Source organism: Sorangium sp. So ce131 (assembly GCF_051519095.1).
Taxonomy (GTDB): Bacteria; Myxococcota_A; Polyangia; order Polyangiales; family Polyangiaceae; genus Sorangium.
Genome location: NZ_CP150455.1, coordinates 1,361,369 through 1,381,634, shown reverse-complemented (window position 1 = coordinate 1,381,634; position 20,266 = coordinate 1,361,369). Strand labels below are relative to the sequence as shown.

General features: G+C 71.0%; 12 protein-coding genes. 6 read left to right on the top strand and 6 right to left on the bottom strand.

All coding sequences use genetic code 11. The features are described 5' to 3' along the window. Positions 1 to 144: 144 nt before the first annotated feature. The 4 genes from WMF43_RS05035 to WMF43_RS05020 form a co-directional block, all read right to left on the bottom strand. Positions 145 to 1,371, bottom strand: a complete 1,227-nt coding sequence (locus tag WMF43_RS05035) for a cytochrome P450 (protein WP_437677818.1) — start codon at positions 1,369 to 1,371, stop codon at positions 145 to 147. Between the two features lie 45 nt (positions 1,372 to 1,416). Then, positions 1,417 to 1,620, bottom strand: a complete 204-nt coding sequence (locus WMF43_RS05030) for a ferredoxin (RefSeq protein WP_104977570.1) — start codon at positions 1,618 to 1,620, stop codon at positions 1,417 to 1,419. Between the two features lie 22 nt (positions 1,621 to 1,642). Continuing rightward, positions 1,643 to 2,233 carry a TetR/AcrR family transcriptional regulator gene (locus WMF43_RS05025; RefSeq protein WP_437677815.1) on the bottom strand — a complete coding sequence of 197 codons (591 nt, stop codon included), beginning with the start codon at positions 2,231 to 2,233 and terminating at the stop codon, positions 1,643 to 1,645. A 129-nt stretch (positions 2,234 to 2,362) separates the two neighbouring features. Further along, entirely contained in the window at positions 2,363 to 2,806 is a 444-nt protein-coding gene (locus WMF43_RS05020; protein WP_437677814.1) for a hypothetical protein, read from the bottom strand. Positions 2,807 to 3,312: 506 nt separating this feature from the next. Between WMF43_RS05020 and WMF43_RS05015 the strand changes: the two genes are divergently transcribed. Next, the gene (locus tag WMF43_RS05015) at positions 3,313 to 3,915 is read left to right on the top strand and encodes a hypothetical protein (protein WP_437677812.1); all 603 of its coding nucleotides are present in this window, start codon (positions 3,313 to 3,315) and stop codon (positions 3,913 to 3,915) included. 132 nt (positions 3,916 to 4,047) lie between these two features. Here the strand turns inward: WMF43_RS05015 and WMF43_RS05010 are convergent, their stop codons facing one another. Beyond that, positions 4,048 to 5,631 (bottom strand): spherulation-specific family 4 protein, encoded by a 1,584-nt coding sequence (locus WMF43_RS05010; protein WP_437677810.1) that lies wholly within the window; start codon positions 5,629 to 5,631, stop codon positions 4,048 to 4,050. Between the two features lie 571 nt (positions 5,632 to 6,202). On the opposite strand from WMF43_RS05010, the gene WMF43_RS05005 reads away from it, so the two are divergent. From WMF43_RS05005 to WMF43_RS04990, 4 genes are all read left to right on the top strand, one after another. Beyond that, positions 6,203 to 7,288: a P1 family peptidase gene (locus WMF43_RS05005; RefSeq protein WP_437677808.1), complete on the top strand. Its 1,086-nt coding sequence runs from the start codon at positions 6,203 to 6,205 to the stop codon at positions 7,286 to 7,288. Between the two features lie 126 nt (positions 7,289 to 7,414). Continuing rightward, positions 7,415 to 13,390 carry an AAA family ATPase gene (locus WMF43_RS05000; protein ID WP_437683946.1) on the top strand — a complete coding sequence of 1,992 codons (5,976 nt, stop codon included), beginning with the start codon at positions 7,415 to 7,417 and terminating at the stop codon, positions 13,388 to 13,390. 158 nt (positions 13,391 to 13,548) lie between these two features. Next, positions 13,549 to 14,166, top strand: coding sequence for a DUF47 domain-containing protein (locus WMF43_RS04995; RefSeq protein WP_437677807.1), 618 nt, complete (start codon positions 13,549 to 13,551; stop codon positions 14,164 to 14,166). Between the two features lie 173 nt (positions 14,167 to 14,339). After that, the gene (locus tag WMF43_RS04990; RefSeq protein WP_437677806.1) at positions 14,340 to 16,793 is read left to right on the top strand and encodes an alpha-glucuronidase family glycosyl hydrolase; all 2,454 of its coding nucleotides are present in this window, start codon (positions 14,340 to 14,342) and stop codon (positions 16,791 to 16,793) included. Here the strand turns inward: WMF43_RS04990 and trmB are convergent. Then, on the bottom strand, positions 16,757 to 17,509 hold the full coding sequence (trmB, locus tag WMF43_RS04985) for a tRNA (guanine(46)-N(7))-methyltransferase TrmB (RefSeq protein ID WP_437677804.1): 753 nt from the start codon (positions 17,507 to 17,509) through the stop codon (positions 16,757 to 16,759). The genes WMF43_RS04990 and trmB overlap by 37 nt on opposite strands. Positions 17,510 to 17,595: 86 nt before the next feature. Here trmB and WMF43_RS04980 point away from each other — a divergent pair, with 86 nt between their 5' ends. After that, positions 17,596 to 19,974, top strand: a complete 2,379-nt coding sequence (locus WMF43_RS04980; RefSeq protein WP_437677802.1) for a hypothetical protein — start codon at positions 17,596 to 17,598, stop codon at positions 19,972 to 19,974. Positions 19,975 to 20,266: the final 292 nt, after the last annotated feature.

Here is a 20,266-nt window from a genome sequence, read left to right as displayed (position 1 = left end):
GCGTCCGGCTTGCGAGGGGGCGCGGCGCGGCCCGATGCGCGGGGCAGAGGGACGCGGCCGCCGCCCTGCCCGTACGGCATCGTACAACCGGCGGGGAGCAGAGCCAAGCGGCCGCGGCGGGCGGCGGGCAGCGGGCGGGGACGATCAGCCCTCGAGGCGGACCTTGAACGAATCCATCTTTCGGATGGCGGGGTGCGGGCCGAACGTCGGCGGCGACTCGATCTTCATGCCGGGGAACCGGCGGAGCAGCGAGCCCACGGCGATCTGCCCCTCGAGGCGCGCCAGGTTCGCCCCGATACAGTAGTGGGCGCCGCCGCCGAACGCGAGGCTCGCGGTCGCGTCCCGCCGCGGATCGAACGTGTCGGGGTTCACATGGGCGGCCTCGTCGCGCAGCGCCGCCGAGAAGAAGAGGATGACCATCTCGCCCTTCGCGATGCGCACGCCGCCGATCTCGACGTCCTCGGTGGCATAACGGAAGGTGCCGAACTTTCCGAAGTTATCGAAGCGGAGCACCTCGTCGACGACCCCCTTCATGAGCTCGGGATCCCTCTGGACCTCTGCCAGCACCTCGGGGCGCTTCAGCAGGTTGTGCACCATGAACGCGATGAGGTGCACCGTCGTCTCGGAGCCTCCTACAAGCAGCGCCGTGACCAGCGAGACGAGCTCCGGCTTGCTCAGGCGATCGCCCTGCTCCTCGGACTGGATCAGGCTCGTCAGGATGTCGCCCTCGATCGGGTGCTTGCGCCGCTCCTCGATCACGTCGCCGACCAGGGCCATGCCCTCGCGGATCCCGGCGACCATGCGCTCGAGCTCCGGGGGCGACAGGAGCATGATGAAGAGCTGCTTCACCGCGGACTCCGCGAAGCGGTGGAACGCCGCGTCGTGCTCCTCCGGGATGTTCAGCATGCTGGCGATCACGCGGACCGGGATGTGCTCGGAGAAATCGTGGACCACGTCGAGCACGCGTTTGCCCGCGGCGGCGTCGAGCCGCTCGTCGACGATCCTCTGGATCCGCGGGCGCAGGCGCTCGACCGCGCGGGGCGTGAGCGCGGGGCTGACGAGCTTGCGCACCCGGGCGTGATCGCGGTTCGGCAGCGAGAAGAGGCCGTATTTGTTCAGCTCCTCGAGCTCGGGGATGCTGGCGACGTCGAGCGAGGGCGCGTGCGCCCACGCGGCGCGGTCGGCCGTGAAGCGCTCGTCGCGCAGGATGGACTGGATCTCGCTATGACGGCTGGCGATCCAGCCGTGGCCCTCCTCCCAGTAGCGGAGGGGCGCCTCGCGCAGCCGGGCATAGACGGGGTACGGGTCTTCGGTGTACCCGGGCGCGAACGGGTTGAACTCGACGGTGGGGCGTGAACTCTGCTGCATCATCCGGCACCTCTCCTTCTTGTTTCGGCGGACCTTCTCCTCCTCGGGTCAGCGCTCTGTCGGCGACAGCAGCGACAGCGCGCCGCGCGGGCAATCGCGCACGGCCTTCTCCACCTTCGGGCGGAGCTCGGGCGGCACGTCCGTGACGAGCAGATGCAGGCGGTCGTCGTCGTCGAGGCGAAACGCCTCGGGCGCCGCCCGCACGCAGGCGGCGTTGGCCTCACATCGATCCCAATCCACTGCGATCTTCATGCGCGCCTCCGTTGTTCTCGGCTCATGCCCTCAGGATCCGGAGCACCACGTCGAGCGGCGGCAGCGCGGCCTCGGGCTCGACGAGGCGGTTGATGGCGAGGCCCTGGACGATGGCGATCAGGGCGCGCGTCAGCGCCGCGGGGTCGCCGGGCGCGACCTGGCCTGCGCGCTGGCCGTCCTGGATCATCACCTCCAGATCGCCGAGGACCTGCTGCCGGATGCGCCTCAGCACGTCGCGCACGCCGGGCGAGGCGTCCTCGGAGTAGACGTGCACCGTCATCAGGAGGTGCTCCGGCTCCTCGCGCATGCCGGCGATCATCTGCCCGCACAGGGAAACAAGGCGATCCCAGGGCGTCCCCGCCTGCGCGCGCACCGATGCGACGAGCGCCGCCCAGCCCTCCGCCGAGGCCTCGATGGTGGCGGCGAACAAGGACTCTTTCTCGGGATAGTAGTGGTAGACGAGCCCGTGGCTGATCCCGGCCTGCGCCGCGACGTCGGCGATCTTCGCGGCCGCGAACCCCTTTCGGCTGAAGACGACGCGCGCCGCGCGGAGCAGCGCGCGGCGCCGCTCGTCCTTGATCTGCTCGAACTGCTCGGCGCTACGAGGACACACGGACGCCCCACCCCACGCGTTGGTTGACTTATTTATCAACCAAAGGATGCGCGGTCAAGCGGGCGGGGGGCGGCTCGTGGGGGGGTGCCTGTGGCCGCGAAGCCGCAGCGAACTGCCGGGCTTGGTCCCTCAGAGGAAGCAGAAGCTCTCGAGGATCGCTCGGAATACCCCCTCCATCTCGGTCAGCGTCGTCCCGCGGCGGGGATTCGTCTTGGAGATGCACCCGAAGGCGGTGACGTGCGCGAGGCGGTCACCGGCGTCCGCAGAGTAGACGGCGTCGCAGGCGAGGCCGTCGATCCCGGCGTTGTGCAGGTCGAAGATGAACCCTCGATGATTCGCCGCCAGCCAGAGGAGTTCTCCCCGGCGAGGCGACAACCGGCCCATGGGTCCGTCCAGGGGGCCGCTCGCCCTCGACAGGAGGGCGTCGCGCTCCTGGCGGAACCAGACGGCGATCTCGCCCGCCGGGTTCTTGAAGTCGGCGCCGACCATCCAGGAGCCGTCGTCGGCCCGGCCCAGCAAGCGCAGCGCGAAGGCGACCCACCCGCCGTCGTCACGCTCGAGGAAATAGGTCACGTACTGGCCGGCTTGCCACGGAGGGTGGATGGCCAGGGGCCCTGACGACCCTAATTTGCGGAGCCAGCTCAACATGGTCACCTCGGGCAGTTGTGCACTGCCCAGGCCCCCTCCCCCGGGTACGGCGCCCCCTCGACGCAGGCCAGGCTATCGGGAGCATGACGGTGGCGTCAACGCGGCGCTCCCTGAGGGAAAGCAGCTCGCCATCTCGTCCACGGTCTCGGACGAAACGCGGCGGCTGTGGGCAGGACCGGGCCCGCGACGGTGGCCGAGCGCAGCTCGAGACGCAGGCCGTCAATTTCGGCTCGACGGTATATGGATGAGCTTGCTAAGCTGCTTCAGTTGGCCGGCGAACGCTCAGCTCGCTTGCGATCGCGAGATCTCTGCTGGACTGGGATCGCGACGGAATCGCGGCGGAATCGCGATGGGACCACGCGCTTGACGAGCGAAGCGCCGCGTCATCGAACACACCCTCATCCCCCGATCGTACCGAGAGGAGCTTGACAATGAGAGGAACTACGGGCATTTCGATCGTACTCGCGAGCTGCCTGACCGCGCTGCTCTGGGCGGGCGACGCGGCCGCGAGCGACCGCAACGCCGGCGCCGCGGACGGCGCGGCGCGCAAGATCAGGTGCAACGACGACGCGGAGAGCGTATTCGTGTTCACGAACATCGGAGGGAATCGGTATCTGAGCTATCAGGCCGTGGTCCTCGACCCACCTGTGAGCGAGATCTGGCCGGTGCTCCGCGACGCCGAGAGGTTCGTGCTCGCCGTCCTCCCGGACGTGGCGCCGACGTTCCTGTGGGTGGACGGCGGCGGCCCGGAGATCATCCCTTCGCGTTTCCAGTTCACCTCCGGGGGCGTCACGCTCCATGAGGAGGCCGTGTACCGCTCCGACGAGCTGCACCAGGTGCTCTACCGGCTCCGGGAGCCGGCGTTCGGCATGCAGGAGTATTATGCATTCGGGGAGGTCACCAGGGTGTGCGGCCAGAAGACCTTGCTGGAGTACACCCGGTACCTCGACCTGGAGCCCGGCACCGACACGGAGTTCTTCAGGACCCTGTTCACGCAGGAGTTCCTCGACATCCAGGCCTACTTCAACGAGTAGGCTCTGTCTGACGAACGTCGCGAGCGGCCCGAGCCTGGGGAGAGCGAGCGAGGGATACTGCAGTATTTCGAGCGAGATCGACCGACGGATCGGGCCGCGCAGCAGCTCGTCAGACAGAGCCTAGGCTCCGGCTCAGCAGCCGTCGCCCTGCGTGACCGTGAGCGCCGCGCTGTACGCGTCGGGCGAGCTCGCCTGGAACACCACCACCTGCGTGGCGGCCGCCCCGGATAACGCGCTGATCGGCACCTCCCAGACGTAGACATCGCCCGCGGTCGAGACCAGCGGCGAGACGCCGCTCACCTGGGTCCACGCCCAGCCGGGCCCCGCGTGCCGGTACAGCGCGCCGTTCTCGATCATGTGATCGATGCCGGCGGGCTGCCCCGGTGAGAGGTCGTACCCGGTCGCCGTGTTGTTGTCGCTGTTGATGAACACCCGACGGTGCGTGAACGGATCGACGTACGCGGCCTGGTACCTCGCCACCGAGGCGCTCAGGCACGCGGACGGGCTCAGGATCGGCGCCGCGGCCGCCGCAGGTGTCGTCACGAGCAGCGGGCAGCTGAGGTCGCTCACGTTGCCCGCCACGTCCCAGGCCTTCACCTGGAACGAGTAGCTCGTGGACGGGAGCAGGCCGGTCACCGTCATCGCGTTGTCGTAGGTCGTCCCGATCGAGACCCCACCGCTGAACACCTCGTAGCCGACGGTCGCGACGTTGTCCCAGGGGTTGTTCCAGGTCAGGCTCACGCGCGCCGCCGAGGTGCCCGACGCGGCCGTCGCGTCGAGGCCGTCCGGCGGATCGGGCACAACGGTGTCGACGACGCCGGCCGCCTCGATCAGCTCGGCGTGCCAGTAGGGCGGCAGGGTGTCCCAGGGGTAATCGAGCACGGTCCCGGAGGAGTCGAACGCGAGCTGGTCGTCGGTGACGTACACGTAGCCGGCGTTCTGCTGCTTGCTGCGCGCGACGACATCGGCCATGGCCGCCTCGTCCGGCACGTCGTAGACGAGGTGCCAGAACTTCTCAGGGGTCGCGCTCTCGAGCTGCCACGACGCCGGCGGGACCTCATCGCCCATGTACTTGTCGTAGCTGCCCTCGAACGTGACGATCGTGTCGGCGACGTCGCCGTAACATGGCTCCACCGGCAAGCCGGGGTTGAGGATGATGTACGCCCCGGGGTAGTTTCCGCTGATGTAGTCGCTGATGGCCGCGTACAGATCGACGTAGAGATCCGGGTCGGCCGCGGTGCCGCACGACGCGACGCTCTGGTCGAGGAAGATGCCGTCGACGCCGTACGCACCATAGAGCGCATACCAGTCGTCGATATCTTGCAGTATCTGCGCCGTCCAGTCGGCGACCGAGCTGCCTCCATGCCCTGGGCCGTCCAGCCTGGTGGGATGCGGCGCGACGGGCGGGAAGCCGAAGCCGTAATAGCCGGTGTCCACGTACCCGATGGCCAGCGCGCCCGCGCCGTGGATCTCCTCGATCGTCTCGGCCCATGCCTGGTTGAACGGCGCCTGCGGCTTCGAGTCGCTGCCGTTGAGGACGACGATCTCGCTCGTCGGGACGTTCTGCTCGAGCCGGGCGAAGAGCTCGGCTCCGGCCCCGGTATCCGGCCCCCAGTAGGCCGGTATCGCCGTGTGCTGGTGGGTCGCCTGGTTCGGCGCGGCGATCGCCGTCGCCGACGCGAGCAGCGCCGGTCCGGCGAGCCCGGCAGCGGTCATCCGCAGGGGTCTCCTGTGTCTCCAGATCATCTCAGCCTCAAGAAGAAAGGTCGCCAGTGGACAACTCCAGAGCTCCCGGTGCTTTTCCGCGGAGGCCTCCAGGGTGCGATATTCCCGCAAGCTACAGGCAAAAGCTGCTCGGTCAAGCTCTCCAGCACGGATCGCGCTTTCAGGCCGCGGTGTTGGACGGCAGCGATCGATGTTTTCACCGCGGAAGAGCGCGCCCGGAGGGTTGTTTGAAGTAGTGTAAAGGCGCCGGCGGGGCGCGGGAAACTGTACGATTACCGCACCGCGCGGGCGGGCGGCAGGACGAGGCACGACGGGGACGGGCACGCCTGGCACGAAGGTTGATAAGGTTGATAGGGTTGATAAGGATCAAGGATAAGGTCGATGACGCCGCATCCCGTGAGTACCGCGTTTTCCTGCCGTCCGCCCCGCGTCACCTCGGCGCGCGTCGCGTCCGAGGGCGCCAGCCCTCCTCTCCTGACCGGCGTCGTGAGCTCGCTGCCGAGCGCACGAGGCAGCCTGTGCGCTCTTCATGTCCCTGTCCGGATCCCCGGCCGGAGGCGCCATGCGCGCCCGTGATCTCGGGGTGGCGCCAGGGATCTTCGACCCGGGCCCGCTGAACGCGATCACCGACGTGGGCGGCGTGCGCGTCGGGCACGCGACGCTCATCGAGGGAGACTCCATCCGTACCGGCGTCACCGCCGTCCTCCCTCACGGAGGCAACCTCTACCTCGACCGCGTCCCCGCCGCGATCCACGTGGGCAACGGGTTCGGCAAGATCGTCGGCTCGACGCAGGTCCGCGAGCTCGGCGAGCTGGAGACGCCCCTCCTCCTCACGAGCACGCTCTCCGTGTTCCGGGCGGCCGACGCGCTCGTCGAATGGATGCTGGAGCAGCCGGGCATGGAGCACGTGCGCTCGCTCAACCCCGTGGTCGGCGAGACCAACGACGGGCTGCTCAACGCGATCCGGCTCCGCCCGATCACCGCCGCCCACGTGCGCGCGGCCCTGGAAGCGGCGCGGGAAGGGCCCGTGCAGGAGGGGTGCGTCGGCGCGGGCACGGGGACCGTCGCGTTCGGGTGGAAGGGCGGGATCGGCACCGCGTCGCGCGTCCTGCCGGCGTCGCTCGGCGGGTCCTCTGTCGGCGTGCTGGTCCAGGCGAACTTCGGCGGCGTGCTGCAGGTGATGGGGGCGCCGGTCGGCGAGGAGCTCGGCCGGTACCCCTTCCGGTCGGAGGTCGAGGCAGACCAGGGAGACGGGTCCATCCTCATCGCGGTCGCGACGGACGCACCCCTGTCCGATCGCAACGTCGGACGCCTCGCGGCCCGCGCCATCCTGGGCCTCGCGCGCACTGGCTCCTCCGCCGCGAACGGATCAGGCGACTACGCGGTGGGCTTCTCGACGAGCCCCTCGGTCCGGCGCCCCGCCGGCGCGAAGCGGCTCGCGACGACGGAGCTCTCGAACGAGGAGACGTCCGCGCTGTTCCAGGCCGCGATCGAGGCGACGGAAGAGGCCATCTACAACGCGCTCTTCACGGCCGAGACCACCACGGGCAACGGGCGCACCGTGGAAGCCATTCCGCTGGATCGTGTCCGGGACGTGCTCGCCAGGTACGGTGTTCCGCGGCCAACAGGTCGCTCCCGGCGGGCATGACCGGAGGCGCCGCAGGCGAGCCGGCGCGACGCTATTTGCCCGTGGCGAAACGCGGCGCTTTTGACAACATCCTGTGTGACACTCGATGCCTCGAAGGCCACTCCGGCTCTCGAAGATGTTCCTATGCTGCCCGATAGTCCCCGCTACAGCGTGCTCGAGATCCTGCACGAGGGGGCAGACACCGTCCTCTACCGCGCCCGGCGCACAGGGGACGAGCGGCCAGTGGTCCTCAAGGTCCTGCGGCGCGACCACGCGAGCCCGCGCGCCCTCGCGCGGCTGCAGCACGAGCACGAGGTCGCCAGGGCGCTCGACGCGCCCGTCATCGTCAAGGCCCACGCGCTCGACGCGTTCGGCGATCAGGCGGCGCTGGTCCTGGAGGACTTCGGCGGCCGCTCGCTCGACCGGCTCCTCGACGGGCGGCCCATGCCGCTCGAGCACTTCTTCCCCCTCGCCGTGCGCCTCTCCGCCGCGCTCGCCGAGCTGCATCGGCACCACGTCGTCCACAAGGACATCAAGCCCCAGAACCTCCTCTACAACCCCAGCACCGAGGAGGTGAAGATCACCGATCTCGGGATCGCCTGCCTCTCGCCCCGCGAGCCCCAGGACGCCGCCCACGACGCGCTCATCGCGGGCACGCTGGCGTACATGGCCCCGGAGCAGACGGGCCGGATGAACCGATGCATCGACGAGCGGACCGACCTGTACTCCCTCGGCGTCACCTTCTACGAGATGCTGACTGGCACCCTGCCCTTCCAGGCGAGCGATCCCGTGGAATGGGTGTACTGCCACATCGCCCTGAATCCACGCCCGCCCCACGCGATCGTCCCCGCGATCCCGCCGCAGCTGTCAGCGGTCGTGCTCAAGCTGCTCGCCAAGGCCGCCGAGGAGCGTTACCAGAGCGCGCTCGGCCTGCGGCACGACCTCGAGGTGTGCTTCGCCCGGCTGCGGACGAGCGGCGCCATCGACGCTTTCCCGCTCGGACAGCGCGACGTCTCCGACCAGCTCCAAATCCCGCAGCAGCTCTATGGACGCGAGCGCGAGGCCCGGGCGCTGCTCGCCGTCTTCGAGCGCGTGGTGGCGCAGGGCCGGCCGGAGCTCGTGCTCGTGTCGGGCTACTCGGGCGTCGGCAAGTCCTCGCTCGTCGCCGAGCTGCGCCGGCCGGCGGTGCGCGAGCGGGGCTTCTTCCGGAGCGGCAAGTTCGATCAGCTCAAGCGGGACATCCCCTACCACGCCTTTCTGCAGGCGTTCCGGGGGCTCGTGCAGGAGATCCTGTGCGTCAGCGAGGAGGAGCTCGAGCGCTGGCGGCAGCGCCTCCGGGACGCCCTCGGCACGAACGGTGGCCTGCTCGCCGAGGTGCTCCCCGAGCTCGAGCTGCTCCTCGGCCCGCAGCCGCCCGCGCCGGAGCTCCCGGCCGCCGAGGCGCGGCGCCGGTTCCACGCGACGCTCCAGCGCTTCGTCGCGGCGTGCGCCCAGAAGGAGCACCCGATGGTGCTCTTCCTCGACGATCTGCAGTGGGCCGACGCCGGGAGCTTGCAGCTGCTCGAGCAGCTCGTCACCTACGCCGAGGCCGAGCGCCTCCTGCTGATCGGCGCCTACCGGGACAACGAGGTCGGCCCGGCGCACCCGCTGTCGCTCACGCTGGCCGACGCGCGGAAGCGCGGCGCCCTCATCACCGACATCGTCCTCGCGCCGCTCTCGATCGCCGACGTCGGAGCCCTCGTCGCAGGGGCGGTCCACGCCCCGGCCGAGCAGGTCGAGCCGCTCGCCCGGCTCGTCTACGAGAAGACCGGCGGCAACCCCTTCTTCGTGATCCAGTTCCTGATCGCGCTGCATGAAGAGAGGCTCATCGCCTTCGACGCCGAGGCGGGCGCGTTCCGGTGGAACATCGCGGCGATCCGCGACAAGGGCTTCAGCGACAACGTCATCGAGCTGATGGCGGGCAAGCTGAAGCGGCTCTCGGCCCCGACGCAGGACGCGCTCAAGCTCGCGGCGTGCCTCGGCGGCAGCCTGACCCTCGACGCCCTCGCGGTGGTCGCGAGCCGCCCGGCGTCGGAGCTCTGCGAGGCGCTCGCCGAGGCCGTGCGCGAGGGGCTGCTCCTCTCCCGTGACGGGACCTACCGGTTCCTGCACGACCGGGTGCAGCAGGCCGCCTACGCGCTCATCCCGGCCGCGCAGCGCGCCGAGGTGCACCTCTGCATCGGCCGGCTGCTCCTCCGGGGGCGGAGCGCGGCAGAGCGCGACGAGGCGCTGTTCGACCTCGTGGGCCACCTCAACCGCGGCGCCGCGCTCCTCCGCTCCCCGGCGGAGCGGGACGAGCTCGCCGCGCTCAACCTCCGCGCCGGCAGGAGGGCCAAGGCCGCGGCGGCCTACGAGACCGCCGCCGCCCTCTTCGCCGCCGGCATGGCGCTGCTCGCGCAGGACCGCTGGGAGGCGCAGTACGCGCTGGCCTACGACCTGAGCCTGGAGCACGCGCACGCCGCGTACGTCACCGGCAGCTTCGAGGAAGCCGAGCGGCTGCTCGGAGAGCTCATGGATCGCGCGCGGACCAGGATCGAGCGGGCCGCCGCCGTCGAGCTCGCCGTCGCGCTGAACGTCACCCGCGGGCGATGCGACCGCGCCGTGGAGATCGGGCTGTCGTGCCTCCGCGCCTGGGACATCGAGCTGTCGATCCACGTCACCGACGCGCAGGTCGACGAGGAGACCGAGAGCGTCTGGCAGGCCCTGGGGGGCCGCGCGATCGAGGATCTGATCCACCTGCCGCCGATGGCGCACCCGGAGATCGGCGGCGCGATGAGCCTCCTCCGCGGCATGGTCATCGCGTCCTACTTCGTGGACCAGAACCTGCACTACCTGCTCGCCGCGCGCATGGTCAAGCTCAGCCTGCGCCACGGGAACGCCGAGACCTCCGCCCACGCGTACGTCGCCTTCGCGAGGGTGCTCGGCCCGCGGTTCGGGCGGTACAGGGAGGCTTACCTGTTCGGCAAGCTCGGCTACGACCTGGCGGACAGGAGCCGCGCCCTCGCCACGAAGTCCGCGGTGTTCACGCTGTTCGGGCAGCAGATCGTCTTCTGGACGCGCCACTACCGGGAGACCGCTCCCTCCACGCGCCTCGGCTTCGACGCCGCCGTGGAGTGCGGCGACTGGAACAACGCATGTTACAACTGCATCTGGGCGCCGCTGTTCCCGCTGCTCTGCGGTGAGCCGCTGGAGGACGTCCTCCGCCAGACCGAGGCTCGCCTCGGCTTCGTGCGCAAGGCCGGCTACGCGTTCGTTCATGGCGTCCTGCTCGGCGTCCGGTACGTCGTCCAGGCGCTGCGCGGGCGGCCGGTCCGGTTCTCGATGCTGGATGGATCCGAGCTGGATCTGGCGGGCTTCGAGGCGCGGCTCCCTCCGGGGGACGCGCGCAGCGCGCACAGCCTGTACTACGGCGTGAAGGCTCAGGCGCTGTTCCTCCTCGGCTCCCCCGGAGAGGCGCTCGCGGCGGCGGCCCTCGTGCTCGTCGATGACCGCTGGAGGATCGACGCGCACGCGCTGGTCGCCGAGGCCCTCTATTACCGCGCGCTGGCGCTCGCCGCCCTGCACGGCGAGGCGCCGCGGCCGCAGCAGCAGGATCTCCCCGGAGCGCTCGTCGACTGCGAGCGGCAGCTCGGCGCGTGGGCGGAGAGCTGCCCCGAGAACTTCCTCCACAAACACGCCCTGGTCCGCGCCGAGATCGCCCGGATCCGAGGGCAGGAGTCGGAGGCCGGCCGGCTCTACGAGCAGGCCGCCTCGTCGGCGCAGGAGCACGGCTTCGTGCAGCACGAGGCCATCGCCTGCGAGCTCGCCGCGGGGTTCTACCGCGCGCGCGGCCTGTCCACGCCCGAAGGCGCCTACCTGCGCAGGGCCCGCGCCGGCTATTTCCGCTGGGGCGCCCACGCCAAGGTGGAGCAGCTCGACCAGCGGTATCCGTTCCTCATCGAGCGCAGGCCGATCGCGCCCACCGTCACCTTCGCCGTCCGGGCCGAGCAGTTCGACGTCCTGTCGGTGGTCAAGGCCTCGCAGAGCATCTCCGGCGAGCTCAACCTGCCGCGCCTGCTCGAGATGCTGCTGCGCATCGTGATCGAGCACGCGGGCGCCGGAGAGGGGGTCGTGCTCCTGGTCCGGGACGATCAGCTCTCGACCGCGGCGGCGATCGCGGAGTGCGGGGGCGCGGCGCGGCTGCTCGACGCGGGCGAGGCGCCTTCGCCGCCGCTGCCGCGATCCATCCTCAACTATGTTCGCCGGAGCCACGAGCGCGTGCTGCTCGACGACGCCGCCGCCAGGCACCCGTTCTCGGAGGACGAGTATTTCACGCAGAGGAGGACGAGGTCGGTGCTGTGCCTCCCGATCGTGCGGCAAGGCTGGCTGCTCGGCCTGCTCTACCTGGAGAACAAGCTCGTCGCCGGGGCGTTCACCCCCGGGCGGCTCAGCGTGCTCGAGCTGCTCGCCTCGCAGTCGGCCATCTCGCTGGAGAACGCCCTGCTCTACTCCCGGGTCGAGCAGGAGAACGCCGAGCGGCGGCGGGCGGAGCAGGCGCTCAAGACCAACCAGGAGACCCTCCGGGCGATCGTCGACAACTCGGCGGCGTCCATCTACCTGAAGGATCGCGAGGGCCGGTACCTGCTCGTCAACCGGCAGGCGGGCAACGCCCTGCGCATGTCGAGCCACGAGATCCTCGGCAAGACCGACGCCGACCTCTTTCCTGCTCCGACCGTCGCGATCGTTGGAGACAATGACCGGAAGGTGCTCGACGAGGGCGAGCCGCTGGAGTGCGAGGAGGTGGTGCTGCTGGAGGATGGGCCGCACACGTTCTTGTCGCTGAAGTTCCCGCTCGGCGAGGCGGTCATGCCCGGCGTGCTCTGCGGCATCTCGACGGACATCACCGAGCGCAAGCGGGCCGAGCAGGCCGAGCGCTTCCTGGCCGAGGCGAGCCGCAAGCTGATGGCCCTCGGCTACAGCGCGACCCTGGAGAGCGTGGCGCAGCTCGCTGTGCCCGAGCTGGCCGACCAGTGCGTCGTCGACGTGCGCCTGCATCAGGACGCCATGGCAGAGGCGGCCACCGCGGGCGTGCCGGCCGCGCTGGTCGACGCCGTGAAGGACGCGCTGCGGCCGTTGACCGCGGCGTCGCCGAGCCGGCCGGAGGTGGGCGACGTCCGGGCTGCGCCCCTCTTGCAGCAGCTCGACGTTCACGCGTTCCTCCGGGTTCCGCTCCTCGCGCGCGACCGCTGCTTCGGGGTCATGACCCTGCTGTCGACCACGCCCCGGCGCCGTTACGGCCCCGCCGACCTGTGGCTGGCCGAGGAGCTGGGGAGCCGTGCGGCGCTCGCGCTCGACAACGCCCGTCTGTTCGCCGAGGCCCAGGAGGCGATCGAGCGGCGGGACGAGTTCCTCGTCGTCGCCTCGCACGAGCTCAAGACCCCGCTCACCTCGCTCCAGATGCAGGGGCAGCTCGTCGAGCGCCTGCTGCGCCGCCATCAGGGCGCGGAGCTCGCACCGCAGCGGATCGAGACGACGCTGCGGATCCTGAACCGCCAGGTCGCGCGGCTCGGGCACCTGGTCGACGAGCTGCTCGACGTGACGCGGCTGAACGCCGGGCGGCTGACGCTCGCGCGCGCGCCCCTCGATCTGGCGGCCCTGGCGCGCGAGGTCGTCGAGCGGATGAGCGAGCAGCTCGCGGACGCCCGTTGCAGCGTCCAGCTCGACCTGGACGAGCCCGTGGTCGGGCACTGGGATCCGTCGCGGATGGAGCAGGTCCTCATCAACCTGCTGTCGAATGCGTTGAAGTACGGCGCGGGCGGGCTCATTCAGGTCGCCGTACGCCGGCAGGCGGATCGGGCGCTGCTGGTCGTCCGGGATCAAGGGATAGGCATCGCCGAGGCGGATCAAGCCAGGATCTTCGAGCGCTTCGAGCGCGCGGTGTCGGTCCGGAACTTCGGCGGTCTGGGGCTCGGGCTCTACATCGTGCGCTGGATCGTGACCTCGCACGGCGGCACCATCCGCGTGGAGAGCACGCTGGGCGCAGGCGCCACGTTCATCGTGGAGCTCCCCCTGACGTGTGACTGGGGCCGGCCCGACTCAGGTTGAGACCGGACCCGAGCTTATCGGCGTGCTCGATCGCGGAGACCGGCGGGGGGCGTCGCGAGGGGCGGGCGCAGTTCAGCTTATTTTCATTTTAACAACGAGGCGCGCTCGCTGGAGTCTGCGCGTTGACGCGCGCGGCGACGCCGGGTTACCACCTCGGCATGGGACTGACCCGGGATGCCATCTTCTTCGACGCCCTCGCCGAGCACGCGCAGAAGAGCGTCACGGCGAGCAAGCTCCTCCTGGACATGCTCGACCGGCTCGAGGACGCCCCGGCCATCGCCAAGAAGATCAAGGAGCTCGAGCACGAGGGGGACCGGATCACGCACAGCTGCCTGGCCGCGCTGCACAAGACCTGGATCACCCCCCTCGATCGCGAGGAGATCCACGCGCTGATCACCCGGCTCGACGACGTGCTCGATTGCATCGAGGCCGCGAGCGAGCGCATCGTCCTCTTCGAGATCCAGAGCGTGATGGCGGAGGCGCGCGGCCTCGCGGAGGCGGTGGTGGCCGCGTGCGTCACCATGAGCTCGGCGACGAGCTCGCTCCGCGACGTGAAGGACCGCGACCGGCTGCTCGAGCTCTGCGTCGAGATCAACCGCCACGAGAACGCCGCCGACGCGCACTACCGCGCGGCCCTGGCGGCGCTCTTCAAGCAGGGCACCGACCCGCTGCTCGTGCTGAAGTGGCGGGACATCTACGACCAGCTGGAGAACGCCACCGACCGCTGCGAGGACGTCGCCAACCTCATCGAGGGCGTGGTGCTCGAGCACGCGTGATGGATGGCTCACCTCGGCGCCCGTGATCCTGGGGCGCGCCCCGTAGCCCCCCAGCGTCGGCGCGAGGCGAGCGCCGCGACTCACCCTTGAAGCCGGCAATCGCTTTGCTTCTCCCCCCTGGGCCTCCTCCACTGGAAAGGCTGAACCACATGACGCCTCCTTCGGCAAATGAGATGTTGAGTTGCTCGGGTCGACCGCCCCCCAGACGGTCTCCTTCGACGACGCTCCTGAGGGCCCCGCTCCTCTTTATCGGGCTCTTGGGCGTCCTTCTCGCGAGCGCCTGTTCCCCGAGCGACCCCCAAGGGTCGAACGGGACGGCCGGCGGCGGGGGCGGCGTCGGCGGCGGGGACAACGTGGGAGGCGCGGGCGGCGGCACCCCTGGAAGCGGAGGCGGCACGGGCACGGGCACGGGAGGATCAACCGGCAGCACGGGCGGCATGACGGGCTCCGACGAGGAGTACCCCGTGCCGGACTCCCTGCCGGACGAGACCGGCGCAGACCTCTGGCTCAGGTACCCGAAGGTCCCGATTCCGGGGCGCCTCGCGGAGTATCAGGCCGCGTTCAAGCGCGTGGTCAAGTCGGGGAGCGGCGCGACCCTCGACATCGCCGAGGCCGAGCTCGTCAAAGGCCTGGGCGGCCTCACGGGTGGAACGGTCGAGACCGGCGCGGCCGTCGAGGGTCCGGGCGCCGTGGTGATCGGCGCGGCCGCCGCCGACATCATCAAGGATCTGCCGCTCGCGGCGCGCCTCGGAGCCCTGGGCCCCGAGGGCTACCTCGTCGAGGCCGCGGACGTGGGGGGCCAGCCGGTGATCGCCGTGGCGGGCAACACGGAGGTGGGCGTGCTCTATGGCACCTTCGCGCTCCTCCGGCACGTCCAGAGCCACAGCGCCATCAAGGAGCTGTCGCTCACCGGCGCTCCCAAGATCGAGCACCGCATCCTGAACCACTGGGACAACCTCGATCGCACCGTGGAGCGCGGTTACGCGGGCCGCTCCATCTGGGACTGGAGCGCGCTGCCGGGCACCCTCTCTCCCCGTTACAAGGACTATGCGAGGGCCAACGCCTCCCTCGGCATCAATGGAACCGTGCTCACGAACGTGAACGCCAACGCGCAGGTGCTCACGCCCTCGTACCTCGCGAAGGTCAAGGCGATCGCCGATGTCTTCCGCCCTTATGGCATCAAGGTCTACCTCACGGCCCGCTTCAGCGCGCCGATCGAGATCGGCAACCTGAGCACGGCCGATCCTGCGAACGCCAACGTCAAGCAGTGGTGGGTGAACAAGGTCGACGAGATCTACCGGCAGATCCCCGACTTCGGGGGCTTCCTGGTGAAGGCGAACTCCGAGGGCCAGCCGGGGCCGCAGGACTACGGGCGGAACCACGCCGACGGCGCCAACATGCTCGCCGACGCGCTCGCGCCGCACCAGGGCATCGTGATGTGGCGCGCCTTCGTCTATTCGGACGACAGCCCCCCGGACCGCATCAAGGAGGCCTACGAGGAGTTCAAGCCGCTGGACGGCGATTTCAAGGACAACGTCCTCGTGCAGGCCAAGAACGGCCCCCTCGATTTCCAGCCTCGAGAGCCGTTCCATCCGCTGTTCGGGGCCATGCCGGAGACGCCCTTGGTCCTCGAGCTCCAGATCACGAAAGAGTACCTCGGCGAGGACACGCACCTCGCCTACCTCGGCCCGCTCTACGAGGAGGTCCTTCAGGCGGACACCTACGCGGACGGCGAGGGCTCGACCGTGGCGCGGGTCATCGACGGATCCCTCCACGACCATGCGACCACCGCGATCGCGGGCGTCGCCAACGTCGGCGACGACGTGAACTGGACCGGGTCCCACATGAACCAGGCGAACTGGTACGTGTTCGGCCGCCTGGCATGGAATCCGGACCTCTCCGCCGAGGCGATCGCCGAGGAGTGGGTCCGCCAGACCTTCTCGAACGACCCTGTCGTCGTCACCCCGGTCGTTCAAATGATGATGGGCTCCCACCAGACGCTCGTCGACTACATGACGCCGCTCGGCCTGGTCCACATCATGGGCAGCGATCATCACTACGGGCCAGCCCCGTGGGTGAGCAACCTGGGACGCGCCGAGTGGAACCCGGTCTATTATCACAAGGCGGACGCGAACGGCATCGGCTTCAACCGCACCTCATCGGGCAGCAACGCCGTTGCCCAATACTTCGCGACCGTTGGACAGAAGTTCGGGAGTCGGGAGACGGTGCCGGACGATTTTCTGCTCTTCTTCCACCACGTCGGCTGGCGAGACGAGCTGAGCTCGGGGAGGACGGTCTGGGAGGAGCTCGTCCATCGTTACAGCCGCGGCGTCGACGAGGTGGGGCTCATGCGAGAAGCATGGAAGGCCGTCGAGGGCCGTATCGACGACAAGCGCTTCGGCGATGTGGACGAGTTCCTGGGGATCCAGCACTACGAGGCGCGCTGGTGGCGCGACGCGTGCCTCTCCTACTTCGGCCAGGTGTCGAGGCAGGAGCTCCCGAGCGGCTACGCCCCCCTGGCGAAATCGCTGAGCTTCTACCAGGGGCTCACCTGCCCATCCGACGTGAAGAAGCCCCGCTGCTCGCAGGTCTACACGGGAGATCCGTCGCCGGCCATCCTCCCCTGAGTGTCCGGCTCGGCATCGGCGGTCGTACCGCCGCTCGACGCGCTCGCCCCCTCCGGCCCCCCGCCCCCTGCCTCGCCGGCGCGCGGCCTCCTCCGGTAACGCAGCCGGCTCACCGGCAGCCCGTCGGCGATCGCGTGGTGCTCGCGGGGGCTCCTCGCCCCGTAGGGATTCTCTTCGAGGTGCGGCGAGCCGGGCGCGTCGCCGGCGGGCTCGAACGCCGGGTGCGCGCCGATCTGCTCGGCGTAGAGCGCCCCGCGCTCCTCGACGTCCGTCTGCACGAAGAGCTCGCCGCCGTCGACGAGCAGGCGCGCGAGGCTGTCGAGCAGCGCCGGGCCCATCACCAGGCGCTTCGTGTGGCGCTTCTTCCACCACGGATCGGGGAAGTGCAGGAAGAACCGCGCGATCGACGCGTCCGGCCTGAGCCGCGAGAGCGCCTCCTTCGCGTCGGCGTTGAGCGCCCGCACCCGCCCGCCGAGCCCCTGCTTCCTCAGGCGCTCGTCGACGATCGCCGACCACTTCAGCCGGATCTCCAGGCCGAGCAGCCGCGACTCCGGGCTCGCCGCCGCGCGCTCGAACAGGAACCCGCCGCGGCCGGGGCCGATCTCGATCTCCACGGGGCCGGCGCCCGGGATCAGGTCGTCGATGGAGACGTCGTCGCCGTCGGGGAAACGCGGCGCGGTGGCGTACGGGTGGTTCGGGCGCGGCTGGAAGACCATGGAGCCCCGGCGCTCTACCAAATGCCGGCGGCTCACGCGCGGGAAATCGCGGCCCCCGGGCGGGGCGGTGCTATGCGTCGCGGCCCATGGCCGAAGGCGATCACGGCGCAGTCGATCCGGCGCACGGGCCCGGCGCCGCGCCGGATCCGGCGCCCTTCTCCGGCGCCGCGACCTCTCCGGCGCCCGACTCCGACGCCGCAGGCACCCGGTCGCGCGCCGCGGCACCACGCTGGAATTTTCCTCCCCTGCTGCGCGCGCTCGCCGCCCGCGCCCTCCCCTACGCGCCCGCGCTCGCGGCGAGCGGCGTCCTCGGCGCGCTCTGCATCCGGGCCGTGCTCGCGGACGCGGGCCACCCGGCGCTGCCGCTCGACGACGCCTTCATCCACATGCAGTACGCGCGGCGGATCGCGGAGGGCGGCTTCTTCAGCTTCGTCGCCGGCGAGGGCTACTCGACCGGCGCGACCAGCCTGCTCTGGCCCGTGCTGCTCGCCCCGTTCTACGCGCTCGGCCTGCGCGATCTCTCGCTCGTCCACGCGATCTGGGCGCTCGGGCTCGTGTTCCACGCGGCGCTCGCCGTCGAGACCACGCGCCTCGCGCGCCCGCTCGCCGGGCCTGCGGCGGCGGCCGGCGCGGGCGCCATGTGCGTCGCCTTCGCGGCGTTCGCCTGGTTCGCCTGGAGCGGGATGGAGACGGTCGCCTTCGCCTGGATCCTGACGCGCACCGCGCGCCTCGCGGCCGCCCTCTGCGAGCCGTCGCCGCCGGAGCCCGCCGGCGACGGCCCCGCGGCCCCGCCGGACCACACCGCCGCGCTCCCAGGCGGCGCCGCGGCCCCCCCGGACGGCGCCCCGCCGGCCTCCGCCCGGCGCGCCCCCTCCACCCCGGCCTCCGCGTATGCCGCGACCGCCCGCGCCCTCGCCCTCGCCGGCTTGCTCGCCCCCCTGCTCCGCCCCGAGGGCGCGCTCGCCTCGCTGATCGCCGCGCTCGCCATCGCGACCGCCCCCCGCCCCGCCCCCTCGCTCGTCCCCGCTCCAGCCCCCCCTATCCTCCGCGCCGGCCGCCTGCTCGCCCTCGTCCCCCTCGTCGGCCCGCTCGTCGTCCCCGCCTTGAACCTCCTGCTCGCCGGGCACGCGACCTCCTCGACCACGGCCGTCAAGTGGCTGCTCGGCAACCCCAACTACGACACCCCCACGCTCCGCGCCGCCGTCCTCGAGAACGTCGAGCTCCTCGCGACCGACGTGCTCAACGGCGGCAGGTGGACCGCGGTCTTCCTCCCCGAGGGCTCCGTCGTGGTCATCGCCCTCGGCGCGGTCGCGCTCGTCGTGGCCGCGCACCGGCGGGGCCGCCCCGCGCACGCCGCCGTCGTGATCGCGCTCGCGCTCGGCGCGCTCCTGCCCTGCACCTACCTGAGCTTCCTCTGGAACCGCGTGCGCTACGTCTGGCCGTTCGCGCCGGCGTGGATCGTCATGGCCGCCTGCCTCGCGCGCGAGATCGGCGACCTCGCGCAGCGCCTCCAGCGCTCGCTCCACGACGTCGCCCCGCTCGTCGCCGGCGCCTTCGCCGGGGCGCTCGCCGCGCGGCTCCCGTGGGCCATCGACGACCTCGCGAACTCCGCGCGCGCCATCGACCGGCAGCAGGTCTGGCTCGGCCGCTGGGCGGCGGAGCACCTGCCCGAGGACGCCAGGATCGGCGTGAACGACACCGGCGCGCTCGCGTACTTCAGCGGCCGCAGGACCTTCGACGTCGTCGGCCTCACGACCGAGGGCGAGGCGCGCTACTGGGTCGCGGGCCCGGGCTCCAGGTTCGAGCACTACGAGGGGCTGCCCCCGGAGCGGCGGCCGACGCACTTCATCGTCTACCCGCACTGGATGGCGTGCACCCCGGTGCTCGGCCGCGAGCTCGTCGACGCCACCGTCGAGGATCAAGCGATCCTCGGCGGCACCACGATGATCGCCTACGAGGCGCGCTGGTCGCTCCTCGGCTCCGGCGCGCTGCCGGTGCGCGCCGCCCCCGGCGAGCGGATCCTCGACGAGCTCGACGTCTCGGACCTCGAGTCCGAGTCGGCGCACGACTACAGGCCGGGGCCGCTCGCGGACCAGAACAACCACGCGGTCGCGCTCGGCGCCCCCGACAGCAGCGCGCCGGGTGAGCCCGACCCCGCCCGGCCCGAGATCGCCGACGGCGGCCGCTTCTACCGGAAAACCGACCGCTTCATCACGCGCGCCGCGGGCGCCGCCGGGGTCGCCGAGGCGCGCCTCGTGCTCCGGGTGGCCGCGGAGGACGGCGCCGAGCTCGCGGTCTCCGTCGCGGGCCAGGAGGTCGGGACCGTCGAGATCCCCGCCGGGGCGTGGGTCGAGCGCGACCTGCCGCTCCCGGCCGCGCGCCTCTCCGGGAATGCCCCCATCGAGATCGCCCTCCGGCGCGGCTCCGGATTCCACGCCTTCCATTACTGGATCACCGGGCGGTGACGCCGGGCGCCGCGCGGGCGGAGCGGGTCGACTCGGGTCGACAGCACACCTCACCCCTCCCCGCGGCGCGCCGGCCTCCTCGATAACAGCATGTCGGCGCCTCGCGCGAAGTGACCTACGGACACCCGCCTCGACACCCGCTGTCCGCTGCGGACGACCGCAGCACACCGGCGCTCGGGCCGATACGACACGGGGTGAGCGCTGCGTGGTCCTCGCCGGGCGCCGGCGCCGCGCCCGGCCGAAGCGCGCAGTACGACGCGGCTGGCGCAATGCAGCAAACGTGAACAAGCGC